Below are 13,649 nucleotides of genomic sequence, written 5' to 3' on the forward strand. Positions count from 1 at the left end.
AGTATAAACTCAATAAAGTACTAGTTCTTTAGGAAAATAACGATTCGGAGGAAAGTTGTGAGTAAGAATATTTTTATGAAAAAAGTGCTTGGAATCGTGATGACAGCGGTTACAGTGATGACGGCGGTTCTTAGCTATGATTCTTTTATAGGGGAAGGCACACAGGTTATTGCGGCAGGAAGACCTGTAAACATTGATTCTTGTACAATTTCCGGAGGTCAGGTTGTAGTTAACGTATCGACAGCTTCGGCACCCGGTTCGGATGACGGAAAGTATTATCTTTTCGCAGATGAAGTATATCAGGATGGCACAACAGGTAAGGTTGTGGCTTCTGCCGACAAAGGCGGCAAGGCAACATTTTCTTTTGACCTGGGACTTGGAACAGAGAATTCAAATCTCAGCAAGAAGTTCCTTGTTGCAGTAAAGAGCGGCGGATCTTACGTTCAGGTAAGTGATGAGCATTACATCACCAATCCCGAGGCGGTTGCGACCAAAACTGTAGGACGTAACGATCACGGTATGAAGGGTATCCTTCCCAATGATGCCAATGCAGATACATTCAAGGATCTCGGCATTGCGCAGATGGTATATAACCTTTACATGGGAGATATCGTAGGACCTTCATCCAATCCCGCATATCCCACAACAGAGTTTTCATATGACGGTAAGACATACCAGTTCAACACTGCTGCTCTTCAGCAGTACGACGGATTTGTAAGATGGTGCTCGATCAATAATTTCCAGCTTACACTTACTATCTTAAATAACAAGACATCAGCCGGTGCAGATTTGATCCATCCTCTTTCTAGGGATTCACACGTTTGTCCCGGATATGCAATGAATACCAAGGAGGACGGCGGCACACAGCACCTTAAGGCTATTGCAGCTTTCCTTGCCGACAGATATTCAGGCGGAGCTTTCGGAACTGTTGATAACTGGGTAATCGGTAACGAGATCAACGCAAGAACCGAGTGGTATTACATGAACTCAACCAATATTGAGCTCAATGTCAGCGAGTACGTTAAGGCGTTCAGAATCTTCTATAACGGAATCAAGAGCGTTAACGGCAATGCAAGAGTTTATAACTCTATCGATCAGGAGTGGAACAGAAAGTCCAATCCCGGATGCTTCCTTGCAAAAGAGTATCTCGATAGATTTAACTACTACATGAACCGTGAGGGTAATGTTGACTGGTCACTTTCAGTTCACCCTTACAATGCACCTTTGTTTGATCCTTATGCATGGAAACAGCAGGCTGAGTATGTTAATACTTCACTTGCAACTCCTTACATTACGATCGAGAACATTTATCTTTTGACAGATTATATGTGTAAGCCTGAGTTCCTTAATCCTGCGGGACAGGTAAGACAGATTTCACTTTCGGAGATCGGATATACTTCAAGCTTTGGCGAGGATGCGCAACTTGCATCTATCGTATACGCTTACACAATGGCTAAGAGCAATCCGTATATCTCAAGCTTCATTCTCTTTAGAGAGACTGATGATGCGCACGAGATGGAGAGTCATATCGCTCAGGGACTTAAGAATCTCGACGGAAGCAAGAAGATGTCCTATGATGCTTACAAGTATATGGATACCAAGCAGGCAGGAACATACAAGGAAAAGGCTTCACAGATCATCGGACAGAATGTAGATGAAATGGTTGCAAACAGAACATTCCTTAAGAGAAACGGCTGGTTTTTGAACGATTAAATTAAGAGCATGAAGAACTCAAGAGAGAAAGAATTAGAAACTTTAAATAAAATAACGAGCATGCAAAAAGATCTTCTTGGAAGTTTGTACGGAGATTTCTTTTCACCGGCACCTTCCAAGGAGCCTGCGGCTCCGGCGAAGAAGGTTACAACAAGTAATTCAGGTTCGGCGGCGATCGGCGCAGGTACTACGGCAGAATCTACCGGTGAGAAAGATCCGATAGACAATGCCAACGAAGCCTTGGCTGAAGCTAAGGCTCTTTTTGCTAATGATGAAAATGCAAGGAAAGTCGAAGAGAAAAAGAAAGCGGAGCCCGAAGAGGATCCGATGGAGACTCTCGATAAGCTGATCGGTCTTGATACTATCAAATCCGATGTAAAAGAGCTTACGGCTTTCGTCAAAGTACAGAAGCAAAGAAAAGAACAGGGACTAAAATCGGTTCCGGTTTCTCTTCACCTTGTGTTTACCGGAAACCCCGGAACGGGTAAGACGACCGTTGCGAGAATTATCGCCAAGATCTACAAGCAGATTGGAGTTCTTTCCAAGGGACAGCTTGTAGAGGTGGATCGCTCGGGACTTGTAGCAGGTTATGTCGGACAGACGGCCATCAAGACGCAGGAGCAGATCAAGAAGGCTATGGGTGGCGTGCTCTTTGTCGACGAGGCATATTCCCTGGCACAGAAGGATGATGCATTCGGACAGGAAGCGATCGATACGATTCTTAAGGCGATGGAAGATAACAGAGACGACCTTGTTGTTATCGTAGCAGGATATACGAATCCTATGAAGAAGTTCATCAATTCCAATCCGGGTCTTAAGTCGAGGTTCAATAAGTATATTGAGTTCCCCGATTACAGCGTCGATGAGCTTGAGCAGATCTTTAATATGAACTGCGACAAGTACGACTACAAGGTTGAGGATGACGTTAAGCATCAGATAAGAGCACTTATCACATCCAAGAAGATGGGCAGCATCGATAACTTTGCCAACGCAAGAGAGATAAGAAATCTCTTTGAGGAGATTATTACCAACCAGGCAAGGCGTGTTGCTACACTTGAAAATCCGACCAATGAGGATATGATGACTATCTGCCTCGAGGATCTTAAAGACCTTGTCGGAAAAGAGAACAAGGAAGCACCTGTGGAAGAAAGCAAAGCCCAAGAGGGTATTGAAAAATAATTATATCGCTGATATAATCAGATTTGCTGTCGGGTTTTGTATACGACAGCACTACGGAATGTGGCTCAGTTTGGTAGAGCGCTGCGTTCGGGACGCAGAGGCCGCAGGTTCGAATCCTGTCATTCCGATTTTTTTAATTAATAAAAAAGAATAAGAATATCACTCTTACAAAACCGTAAGAAAACCAAAGGGAAATGTAAGCCAATTCAAAGGCAACGCATTTCCCTTTTTGTTATTCTTGTACCATCAAATGACACACATGTATAAAACAACTGAAGGGAAGGACAGAAAAATGAAAGTATTAAAGGTATTAAAAAAAATTGGAAAGGTTTTACTTATTATTGTTTTGGTGATCAGCATGCTACTGGTTGTCGGACTTAACTACAAGACAGTTCTTGCAAGCCATAAGAATAAAGATGTTATTGAACTTGCTAAGTCAATGGATGATATCAATGTACCCGATAACGTTAAGATCTTCGGACTTGGCGAAGCAAGCCACGGAGCGGTTGAGTTTCAGGAATCCAAGCTCGATGTGCTTAAGATCCTTGTAGAGAAACACGGATTTAAGGCTATCGTTCTGGAAGCGGATTTTGGCGATTGCCTTGAGGCAAATGCGTATATTCAAGGCGGCGAGGGAGACGCAAGAGAAATAGTAAACAAGATGTCTTTTGTAATTTACCATACACAGCAGATGGCAGATCTTCTTGACTGGATGAGAGAGTATAATCAGTCGGTTCCTGAAGAAGAGTGCCTTAGAATATATGGCTTTGATATGCAGAACCCTGATAAGGGATATGCATTCCTCTCTGATTACATGGATAAGAATGGCATCAGCGGAATCGATGTTTCCGGAATTGAATATCTTTTGGATGAAAACAGACAGGCGAGGTTAAACAAAGAACAGGCGCAGAAGGTAAAGGATGAGCTTTCGCAGATCAGAGAAGCGATTGAAAGCAAAGCAGGAAATGATTTTGACTTTGATACAACTTGTGCAGTAAAAGTTACACAGAACATAGAAGTGACTGTTGATTATATGATGTTTGAAGGCATTAATGCTGAAATGTCAGCATTCAGAGATAGGGCCATGGCGGGAAATGTTAGCTGGATCTTAGACCTTGAAAAAGAAATCGGCTCAGGTAAGATCATGCTCGCCGCACATAACGGACATATCGGCAAAAAAGGGCATAATATTACTTTAATTACTACTATGGGAAATGAGCTGAAGAACAAGTACGGTGATTCATATTACTGTCTCGGAACAGATTTCTTTAAGGGAACATTTAATTCAAGCGTTATCAGAACATCAGCAGATGACCCTTATATGCGAAAGAATTACTACGTGACAACTGCAGATCCTATGGCATATCAGGCTAAGTACATGGAGGATAAAAAGTTCTATTTGGATTTTGAAGATCTTTCAGCTGAAAATGACAAGGCTCTTTATGATCTCGTTCATTCAAATGTGACAACAGGAAGTGTGGGAGAAGGCTTCTATGGATTAGGTTATCTTATACATTCTTCCTACCGTATAAATATCGCACCTACGGAGCTTTATGACGGAATGCTTTTCTACTACAGCATTTCACCTATCGACCCCGAGTTTGAGGCCTAATGGCAGTATTTTAGAGATTGTTAAGCATGCTGAAATAATATATTTACAAATTGCGACAAATGGTGTAAAATGTCCTCATCTAACGCAGATTAGGAGGAAAAATAATGAAGAAACATGTAAATATATTATTAGGGATCACAATGGTATCTGCACTTCTGTGTGCCTGTGGGGATACAAGTGAGGATATAGACAATAGCATTTCTACTGAGAATACAGAGGCAGCAGTTACATCAGATGAGAAAACCGAGGTCGAAGTTTCTTTGACAGAAAACACAACTGAAGCTACTTCAACAGATGTTTCCGGTGAAGCTACCGCTGATGGTTCGTTTACCTTTTTTGAACTTAAATATGATGAGGAAAAGCAGGTAGACCTCGGCGGAGACGGCAAGATGGATACGCTGATGGCAACGGGTTCAGATGACACACATTATGATCTAGTCATTAACGATCAGACCATCGAGCTCATAAACAGAGATACCAATAATGACTGGGAAATGGCAACTTCTTATTATGTACATAATTCAGAAGGCGATTTCATTATGAGCGAACTCAACGATCCTTTAAACGGATGGGAGACCACATTATATATGTGGAACAATGGTTCATTTGAGAAGATCGGATCCGAACCGTTGGGTATTTTGAACGATGAAGATTCCGGAGTGAAGATCCAAGGCAATGAGGTTGTACTTTTTAAGTCGATACAGGCACTTAGTTCATGGAGAGGAACCAAAACCTTTATCTATGGCAAAGACGGATTTATTGCTAAAGACGAGAAGACCTTTTACGCTGCAGATAAAATAGGGCTAACCCTTAAACAGGACATTGCTTTTGAAGATGAATATGAAGCAGGTCAGGCAGCAAGGACCGCAAGTGCAGGAGACACGATCTACATCAGTACACTTGTGCAGGACCGTATTGGATTTACTTCAGCAAACGGAGATTTCCTCGGATACCTTATAATTACTCAGCCTGATGGAGAATACGGTGATCACTTTATCAATGGGATCAGTGAATACGACCTATTTGACAATATAGTTTATGCAGGATAATAACAACCCCGGTTTATCCGGGGTTTTTTAATGTAATATAATGATAATGGGCAAAAAAAGTCGAGAATCAAAAGCATACTTTTAGGTATTATTAGCTCACAAGGAGATGAGCGGATGGACGAACAAAGAAAAGCAGTACGCAAGATGCAGGATTACATAAGTGAACATATAACGGAAGAGATAGACATAACAGATCTTGCGAAAGCTGTTTCTTTTTCTCCGTGGTATGCCAGAAAGCTTTTTATCAAATACCTGGGCATGACGCCGGCTGTTTATATAAGGCGCCTTAAGTTATCAAAGTCAGCGCTTTGCCTAAGAGATGAAAAGAATCTCATTCTGGATATCGCTATGGAAATGGGCTTTGGAAGCGTCGATGGATATCAGCGCGCATTCAGACGTGAATTCGGTTGTAATCCAAAGGAATATGCGACAAGTCCTGTACCTATCTGGCTCTTTACTCCCAGTCTGATCATGGAAAAGGAAAGGAATGTGAGCGAAATGAGTGAAACAAGAAATGTTTTTATCCAAGTGGTCGAAAGACCTGAGAGAAAAGTTATCATAAAAAGAGGCATCAAAGCCACAGAGTATTGGAGCTACTGTAAGGAAGTCGGCTGTGATGTATGGGGGCTTCTTACAAGTATTAAGTCCATAACGGGAGAACCTGTTTGTCTCTGGCTTCCCAAGCAGCTTATCAAGCCCGGAACGAGCGAGTATGTTCAGGGTGTGGAAGTAGAACCCACATACAAAGGTTGTGTACCGGAGGGCTTTGAGGTTATCGACCTTCCCAAGACTTCATATCTTCTTTTCAGGGGAGAACCGTTTGCTGAAGAAAATTATGAGCAGGCGATCGGAGAGATCTGGGATGCAGAGAAGAAATATAACCCTGAATTTATAGGATATAAATGGGATGACAATAATCCCAGGATCCAGCTCGAGCCTATAGGCGAGAGGGGTTATATAGAACTGGTACCGGTGAAAGAGGTCTAAGACGACAGATATATAAAAACCGAGGCATTATGCCTCGGTTTTTGTTATAGAGTTATTATATTAAGCGTTAGCTATTCTTTTTTTAGATATAAACTGCAGGATAAGAGCAACTGCTATAACAGAAACACCAGCGGCATCTGTTATAGTACCGGGAGAGATAAGCATGATTCCGCCTACGATCATAATGATCCTTTCCCAGATCTTCATGTCGGTAAACAGATATCCTTCCAGTGCGGCAGCAACTGCCATGATTCCGATCAGAGCGGTTGCGTAGATTATTATGACGCTCGATACGGTAGTATCTATAAGCAGCATCGCAGGGCTAAAGCAGAAGATATACGGTATCAGGAAAGCTGCTACAGCCATCTTTGTTGCGGCGATGGCAGTACGCATTGGATTGGACTTTGCGATAGCACTTCCTGCATATGCAGCCAAAGCCACAGGAGGAGTGATATCTGCCACAATACCGAAATAAAATACAAAGAAGTGAGCTGCTATTATCGGAACGCCCATTCTTGTGAGGATCGGTGCACAGGTTGCAGCCATGATACAGTAAGTGGCTGTTGTAGGAACGCCCATACCAAGGACGATACAGCACAGCATCGTAAGGAAGAGAGCGATAAAGAGCTTGTCTCCCGCAACGGCAACGATGGCGTTGATCATTTCATTGGCAAGACCTGTCATTGTGATAGTTCCTGAAATGATACCTGCAACTCCGCAGGCAGCACCAACTGTAATTGTTCCTCTTCCTCCGGCTTCAAGTGACTCAAGGAACTTCTTTAAGGTGAATCGATCTCCGCTGACAAAACCTTCAATCACGCCTACGAGGATGGCAACTACGATGGAATAAGCAGCAGCTCTCTGCATTGTCATCATGTTCTTGGAAACCCAGATAACAAGAAGTACAAGAGGAGCAAGAAGATAGATCTTCTTTAAAAGCTGTGAGAACTTAGGCAGTTTTTCCACCGGGACACCTGTAAGGCCGTGTTTTTTAGCTTCCAGATGAACAGCTACGAAAATACCTGTAAAGTACAGGACCGCCGGGAAAATAGCTCTTGAAAGAATGTCGGAATAAGGAACACCGATGATATCAGCCATAAGGAAGGCAGCAGCACCCATGATAGGGGGCATGATCTGGCCTCCGGTTGATGCAGCGGCTTCTACGGCGCCGGCAAAGGATGATTTATATCCGGTCTCTTTCATCATAGGAATTGTAACGGAACCGGTAGTAACCGTGTTTCCAACGGATGAACCACTTACCATACCGCAAAGTGCAGATGAGATAACGGCAACCTTCGCGGGGCCTCCGGCGAAACGACCGGCAATGCAGTTGGCAAGATTTATGAAAAGCTCTGAAATTCCGGTGCGCTCAAGAAACGCTCCGAAGATGATAAACACGACAATATATTTGGAACAAACATTGATCGGGGTCGACAGAATACCTGTCTTTGCATAAAACAGATTTCGCACGAGATAATTAAGTCTACCGAGAGCCGATGGATTGGTAAGTCCATAGACAAGGGCATAGACGATAAAGAACAGTGCTACGATCAGGATAGGCCAGCCTACGCTTCGTCTTGTCACTTCCAAAAGTGCTATGATGCCGATCACGGCGATCACGATCTGGTAGGGCTGAAATCTTGTTCCCTGCTGAATGATCTGCTCGGCGTTGAAGGTGTAATACAAAAATGCGCCTGTTCCTAAGATCATACCAAGTATGTCGTACCAGGGTATGTGGTTTTCTTTATTGTTGTTTTTGTTTGCAGGATAATACAAAAATCCAAGGAGTACGATAAGCCCCATGAATGATGTAAGTCTTATTTCTTCAAGAAATGTGGCAAACAGAGTTACCCATATACAGAACAAAGAAAAACCTATCAATATAGCTTTAACTGCTATTGCAGGTTTTCCGGTCCAGATGCGGACATTGGATTCTCTGTCATATTTTTTCATAACCTCATCAAGGTTTTCCTGCGAAGGTGCGTTTATATTTAAGTCTTTAACTTGATTGCTCATTAAATCTCCTTCTTTGGTCATATTTTACATTACTGTGTAGGTACCGAAATACCGTGCTCCTCATAGTAACGGGCAGCACCTTTGTGGAAAGGTACGTTAATTCCGGATGTGGCATTTTCTATTGAAAGCTCTTCGCCCTTAGCATTTTCTTTTGCTATGGCTTCTTTATGATCAAAAACAGCAGCAGTGAGATTATATACACATTCATCATCAAGATCTGCATCTACGATCAAAGTAGCCTTGATCGTTATTGTCTCGATCGGTTGATCCTGTCCCGGATAGGTCCCTTCGGCTATCTGCATGGGGGTATAATACGGACAGATGCTCATGATGTTGTCTCTAAGTTCTCCGTCAATGGGGATCAGATTCACACCGTTTGTTGTGGCGAGCTCTGTGATGGCGGAAGTAGGAGCGCCGGCTACGATAAATGCCGCGTCGATCTGTCCGTCCTTAAGAGCTTCTTTACTGTCATCAAAGCTCTGATACTGTGGTTTGATATCATCAACCGAAAGTCCTGCGCCTTCAAGCACGTCCATGGCGTTGAAATACACGCCGGAACCGGGTGCTCCGATGGAGACGCTTCTTCCTTTCAGATCACTTACGGATTTAATGTCGTCCTTCATGGTTATAAGCTGAACGGTCTCGGCATAAAGGGCACCGAGGACACGGAAGTCAGTGGAAGGGCCGTCTTCTTCAAATGATCTGCTTCCTTCCCAGGCGTAGCTCATTACGTCTGACTGGGTAAATCCGATCTGATAATCGCCGTCGCCGATACTCTGGATATTGGCTTTGGATGCAGCAGTTGATACTGCGGTTACGCTGTAATCCGTATACTCTTTCATGTACTGTGCAAGTACACCGCCGAAGGCATAATAAGTTCCGGATGTACCTCCGGTTCCCATCATCATCCTCTGGCCGCCGCATCCCGAAAGTATAAGCATGGATGTGGCAATTAGAAGGCAGATAAGCTTCTGCCTAATGCTGGTTTTCATAGTGGTTTCCTCCTATAATGCGTTGTCTTAGGGTCTATTCAAAGTGGCAAGTATTATTTCTGCACACTGAGGAATGTCTATTTTTCCGACATCAAAACAGAATGTGTAATTTGATGCATCGGACATTTCTTTTCCGGTATATTTCTTGAAAAATGTACGACGCTTGCGGTCGTGTTCTTCCATGGACTTTTCTGTAACAGGCTTTCCGTCTATGGAGATCTCATCGAGACGTTGCATCTTATTTTCCATGGGACCGTGGAGATATACGTTAATTGAATCGACACCGGCTTCTGCCAAGATCATATTGGCGCAGCGTCCTACAATAATGCAGGGACTTTCTGCAAGCTTTAAGATAACCTTTTTTTCAGCTTTAAAGATGGCATCATGGGAACTGGTATAGGAAACGGTGCTGTTAAAAAGGTCATCGAGCACCTTTGAAGAACGACTTAATTCCTCGCCTTCGCGTTCAACGTCTTCCTCGTCGAAGCCGCTTTCCTCCATGGTTTTTGATACAAAGTCCTTGTCATAATAAGGAATGTCAAGTTTTTCTGACAGAATTGCAGCCAGGCTCCTTCCGCCTGCACCGAATTCTCTGTTGATTGTGATTACCGGTAATTTTTGTTCGCTCATCTTTTCTCCTTTATGCGCGCAAATATCAGTGATATTACTGGGTCTTTCTTATTATACAATAAATTGAATGAGGAAAAAGGGATGAAATAGGCGGTTTTGCCTGCTTAAAAGAAAAAAGCGATAGACTACAGAACACTACAGCTCGAGAGAACCTCGCTAAGTGTTCTGCATGCCTCGCACGTAAGATGCCGCTTCGCGCCATCTAAGTGCTCATAGCGAGGGCCTCTTCACCCGCTCGCGGGTTCTCGCACCCGTCTTATCGCATGAAAAAAGGACATCCGATTGGATGTCCTTTTTTAAGCGATAGACGGGGCTCGAACCCGCGGTCTCCACCTTGGCAAGGTGGCGCTTTACCAACTAAGCTACTATCGCGTTTATTTCGTTGCCGTGTTTACCGCGACAACAAAATTGATTTTAGAGTATAAGTGCTGGGTTGTCAACACATTTTTTTTATTTTTCATCGCAAACTTGAAAAATAACGAATTTAAGGTAATAAGAAGCCGCTCCGCCCCATAAAATAGGGTGATCTGCTGCCTGCTGCCTGAACTCGATCTGCCTTAGTCTCTTATGCGCATCTCTGGCTGCGTCCTTTATGGTTTTAAGGAAGAGTTCTTCGTCCATAAAGTGAGAGCAGGAGCAGGTTGCAAGATAGCCGCCGTCCTTTACGAGCTTCATGCCGCGCATGTTGATCTCCTTGTAGCCTGTGACAGCTTTTTTGATAGAAGCTCTTGATTTGGTAAACGCGGGAGGATCGAGAATAACAACGTCAAAAGATTCGCCTTCCGATTCAAGCTTTGGAAGAAGGTCAAATACATCGGCGCATTCAAAGCTCACAACATCGGACAAATTGTTGAGAGCAGCATTTTCTCTTGCCTGTTCGCAGCCAAGGTCCGAAGCGTCGACACCGATGACTTTAGCGGCACCGCCTGCTGCTGCGTTAAGAGCAAATGAGCCTGTGTGAGTAAAGCAGTCGAGAACTCTTTTGCCCTTACATAAGCCGCGGATCGCCTGTCTGTTGAACTTCTGATCAAGGAAGAAACCTGTCTTCTGGCCGTTCTCTACATCTACATAATATTTAACGCCGTTTTCTTCAATAAGAACCTTGGTGTCGAATTCTTCTCCGATAAAACCTTTTATGCGCTCAAGACCTTCAAGCTCGCGCACTTTGGCGTCGCTTCTTTCATAGATACCGCGTATCGTAACGCCGTCTTCCGCAAGGACTTCTTTGCAGGCATCAAGGATGATGTTCTTCATTCTGTCGGTGCCAAGAGCCAGTGATTCAATGACAAGTACATCTGCGAACTTGTCGATAGTGATACCGGGAAGGAAATCCGCCTCTCCGAAGATGAGTCTGCAGGAGAGCATGGTAAGCGCCATGGGAGAATCGTACTGATACAGATAAGTACTTATATAGGAAGTCATGACCCTTTTCCTGTATTCCCAGGCGTCTCTGACTCTTGTCTTGATAAGCTCTTCATTTACGGGATGGTTCTTTTTCCTGGACATCATGCGAACTCGAAGCTTTGAAGCTGTGTTGATAAAGCCGTATCCGAGGAAATAGCCGTCGAAGTCGTTGAGCTCAATAATATCTCCATCGTCAAAAGAACCCTCAATACGGGCAATCTCATTGTCATAGATCCAGGCACCGCCGGCCTTGAATTCACGTCCCTCACCCCTCTTGAGGATCACTTTTGCATCTGAATAATATATGGTATTTTGGTTGATCATTTTTACTCCGATTTAATTGATTTTACGTAATTGATTCATTTACTATTTTTATATATCATAGTTTTTAATGCAGTACAAATCTAAGTTTAATTTTGCATTGAAAGAAGGAAAAATACATGACAGATTACAAACTACTGGGCGAGCAGATCAAGGCACTTGCGGAAGACGAACCGGGTTTCATTCCCGTCCTTTCCAATGCATCTGCTCTTTTATTTGACAACATAGAGAATCTCAACTGGGCCGGTTTTTATCTTATGAATAAAGGATCTCTTTTGCTGGGACCCTTTCAGGGAAAGGTTGCGTGTATAAGGATACCGCTCGGAAAAGGAGTGTGCGGAACCGCTGCGGGCGAGGACAAAACGCAGCTTGTTGACAACGTGCATGAGTTCGCAGGCCACATCGCTTGCGACGGAGCTTCCAATTCGGAGATCGTGGTGCCCATACACAGAGGCGGAAAGGTGATCGGCGTTCTTGATATCGACAGCCCCTTACTTGCAAGATTTTCGGAAGAAGATAAAAAAGGACTCGAAGCATTTGTTAAAGTACTCGAGGAATATACAGATTTCACGGGAGTGGAAGAGGAGTAAATATGGATAAGAGAATTTCTTTTTCAAGTGATTATACAAAGGGTGCTCATCCCAGGATCCTTGAGCGGATGACAGAGACCAATTTCGAGCAGATAGACGGCTACGGAACGGATGAATATTGTAAGAGTGCAGCCGACAAGATAAAGAAAGCGTGCGGAACACCGGATGCGGATGTATTCTTCCTTGTCGGAGGAACTCAGACCAATCAGACAATAATTGATATGCTGATCCAACCCTACGAGGGGATCGTTGCGGCGTCCACAGGCCACATTGCAGCTCATGAGGCAGGAGCGATCGAGCATGCCGGACATAAAGTAATAACGCTTCCTTGTCATGGCGAGGAAAAAGATACTGAGAAATACGGATCTGATATCGGCAAGATCGCAGCTGCAGATCTTAAGAAGCTTCTTGAGGATTTCTACGGCGATGCCAATCACGAGCACATGGTATTCCCGGGAGCGGTTTATATCTCTCATCCGACAGAGTACGGAACTCTTTATACCAAGAAAGAACTTGAGAACATTTCTCAGATATGCAAAGAGTATAAGATCCCTCTTTTTCTTGACGGAGCAAGGCTCGGATACGGTCTTATGAGCAAAAGAACCGACGTAAGCCTCAAAGATATCGCAAGTCTTGCGGATGTCTTTTACATCGGTGGAACCAAGGTCGGAGCGCTTTTTGGTGAGGCGGTTGTTTTTACAAAGGGAGTTACGACAAAGCATCCCATTCCGGTGATCAAGCAGCACGGAGCACTTCTTGCAAAGGGATGGCTTTTGGGACTTCAGTTCGACACGCTGTTTACGGACGATCTCTACTTCGAGCTTGGCAGAAACGCCATAGAGACTGCGGAACTATTAAAAGATGGTTTAAAGAAAAAAGGATACGAGATTTTCCTGGATTCTCCGACCAATCAGCAGTTCGTTATTGTCTCAAATGAGAAGTTAAAAGAGCTTGATAAGAATGTCAGATACGGATTTTGGGAAAAATATGATGATAATCATACGGTAATCCGTTTTGCTACAGACTGGGCGACCCAAAAAGCAGACGTGGAGAGGCTTCTTGAGCTCTTATAGTAGTTCAACGCGACAACGCGATTTTGGTTGACAGTGCTAAATAAAACGCATATATTAAATATACATATAATTGTATACATGTA

Annotated in this window: 11 protein-coding genes and 2 tRNA genes; 8 read left to right on the top strand and 5 right to left on the bottom strand. The window is 43.6% G+C overall.

All coding sequences use genetic code 11. The annotated features are described in order from the left end of the window. Positions 1-57: 57 nt before the first annotated feature. From D6856_RS05575 to D6856_RS05600, 6 genes are all read left to right on the top strand, one after another. The gene (locus D6856_RS05575) at positions 58-1,713 is read left to right on the top strand and encodes a DUF5722 domain-containing protein (protein ID WP_120686108.1); all 1,656 of its coding nucleotides are present in this window, start codon (positions 58-60) and stop codon (positions 1,711-1,713) included. Between the two features lie 60 nt (positions 1,714-1,773). Then, positions 1,774-2,892 carry an AAA family ATPase gene (locus D6856_RS05580; protein WP_243114039.1) on the top strand — a complete coding sequence of 373 codons (1,119 nt, stop codon included), beginning with the start codon at positions 1,774-1,776 and terminating at the stop codon, positions 2,890-2,892. Between the two features lie 54 nt (positions 2,893-2,946). Beyond that, positions 2,947-3,020 (top strand) — tRNA-Pro (locus tag D6856_RS05585). Between the two features lie 164 nt (positions 3,021-3,184). After that, positions 3,185-4,504, top strand: a complete 1,320-nt coding sequence (locus D6856_RS05590) for an erythromycin esterase family protein (protein ID WP_158588842.1) — start codon at positions 3,185-3,187, stop codon at positions 4,502-4,504. A gap of 104 nt (positions 4,505-4,608) precedes the next feature. After that, a complete protein-coding gene (locus D6856_RS05595; RefSeq protein WP_120686111.1) occupies positions 4,609-5,553 on the top strand; it encodes a hypothetical protein in 945 nt (314 codons plus the stop codon). Between the two features lie 114 nt (positions 5,554-5,667). Continuing rightward, a complete protein-coding gene (locus D6856_RS05600) occupies positions 5,668-6,540 on the top strand; it encodes a helix-turn-helix domain-containing protein (protein ID WP_120686112.1) in 873 nt (290 codons plus the stop codon). A gap of 60 nt (positions 6,541-6,600) precedes the next feature. Here D6856_RS05600 and D6856_RS05605 read toward each other — a convergent pair whose 3' ends face one another. The 5 genes from D6856_RS05605 to D6856_RS05625 form a co-directional block, all read right to left on the bottom strand. Next, a complete protein-coding gene (locus D6856_RS05605; RefSeq protein ID WP_199704122.1) occupies positions 6,601-8,556 on the bottom strand; it encodes a TRAP transporter permease in 1,956 nt (651 codons plus the stop codon). Positions 8,557-8,585: 29 nt separating this feature from the next. Continuing rightward, complete coding sequence (locus D6856_RS05610) at positions 8,586-9,548, bottom strand: TAXI family TRAP transporter solute-binding subunit (RefSeq protein WP_120658167.1); 963 nt, start codon at positions 9,546-9,548, stop codon at positions 8,586-8,588. 27 nt (positions 9,549-9,575) lie between these two features. Beyond that, positions 9,576-10,178, bottom strand: a complete 603-nt coding sequence (locus D6856_RS05615; protein ID WP_120658166.1) for a cytidylate kinase-like family protein — start codon at positions 10,176-10,178, stop codon at positions 9,576-9,578. A 299-nt stretch (positions 10,179-10,477) separates the two neighbouring features. Further along, positions 10,478-10,550, bottom strand: a tRNA-Gly gene (locus D6856_RS05620). A 78-nt stretch (positions 10,551-10,628) separates the two neighbouring features. Further along, positions 10,629-11,906 carry a class I SAM-dependent rRNA methyltransferase gene (locus tag D6856_RS05625; RefSeq protein ID WP_120686114.1) on the bottom strand — a complete coding sequence of 426 codons (1,278 nt, stop codon included), beginning with the start codon at positions 11,904-11,906 and terminating at the stop codon, positions 10,629-10,631. Positions 11,907-12,022: 116 nt separating this feature from the next. On the opposite strand from D6856_RS05625, the gene D6856_RS05630 reads away from it, so the two are divergent. Beyond that, on the top strand, positions 12,023-12,493 hold the full coding sequence (locus D6856_RS05630; RefSeq protein ID WP_120686115.1) for a GAF domain-containing protein: 471 nt from the start codon (positions 12,023-12,025) through the stop codon (positions 12,491-12,493). 2 nt (positions 12,494-12,495) lie between these two features. After that, positions 12,496-13,566, top strand: coding sequence for a threonine aldolase family protein (locus D6856_RS05635; protein WP_120686116.1), 1,071 nt, complete (start codon positions 12,496-12,498; stop codon positions 13,564-13,566). The last annotated feature ends 83 nt before the right edge of the window (positions 13,567-13,649 follow it).

Origin of the sequence: Butyrivibrio sp. XB500-5 (genome assembly GCF_003625505.1) — a bacterium.
GTDB lineage: Bacteria > Bacillota > Clostridia > Lachnospirales > Lachnospiraceae > Butyrivibrio.

Coding starts and splice junctions, on each gene's coding strand:
- D6856_RS05580 (WP_243114039.1), top strand. CDS start 1,774: ATGCAAAAAGATCTTCTTGGAAGTTTGTACGGAGATTTCTTTTCACCG.
- D6856_RS05605 (WP_199704122.1), bottom strand. CDS start 8,556: ATGAGCAATCAAGTTAAAGACTTAAATATAAACGCACCTTCGCAGGAA.
- D6856_RS05595 (WP_120686111.1), top strand. CDS start 4,609: ATGAAGAAACATGTAAATATATTATTAGGGATCACAATGGTATCTGCA.
- D6856_RS05635 (WP_120686116.1), top strand. CDS start 12,496: ATGGATAAGAGAATTTCTTTTTCAAGTGATTATACAAAGGGTGCTCAT.
- D6856_RS05590 (WP_158588842.1), top strand. CDS start 3,185: ATGAAAGTATTAAAGGTATTAAAAAAAATTGGAAAGGTTTTACTTATT.
- D6856_RS05630 (WP_120686115.1), top strand. CDS start 12,023: ATGACAGATTACAAACTACTGGGCGAGCAGATCAAGGCACTTGCGGAA.
- D6856_RS05615 (WP_120658166.1), bottom strand. CDS start 10,178: ATGAGCGAACAAAAATTACCGGTAATCACAATCAACAGAGAATTCGGT.
- D6856_RS05600 (WP_120686112.1), top strand. CDS start 5,668: ATGGACGAACAAAGAAAAGCAGTACGCAAGATGCAGGATTACATAAGT.
- D6856_RS05625 (WP_120686114.1), bottom strand. CDS start 11,906: ATGATCAACCAAAATACCATATATTATTCAGATGCAAAAGTGATCCTC.
- D6856_RS05610 (WP_120658167.1), bottom strand. CDS start 9,548: ATGAAAACCAGCATTAGGCAGAAGCTTATCTGCCTTCTAATTGCCACA.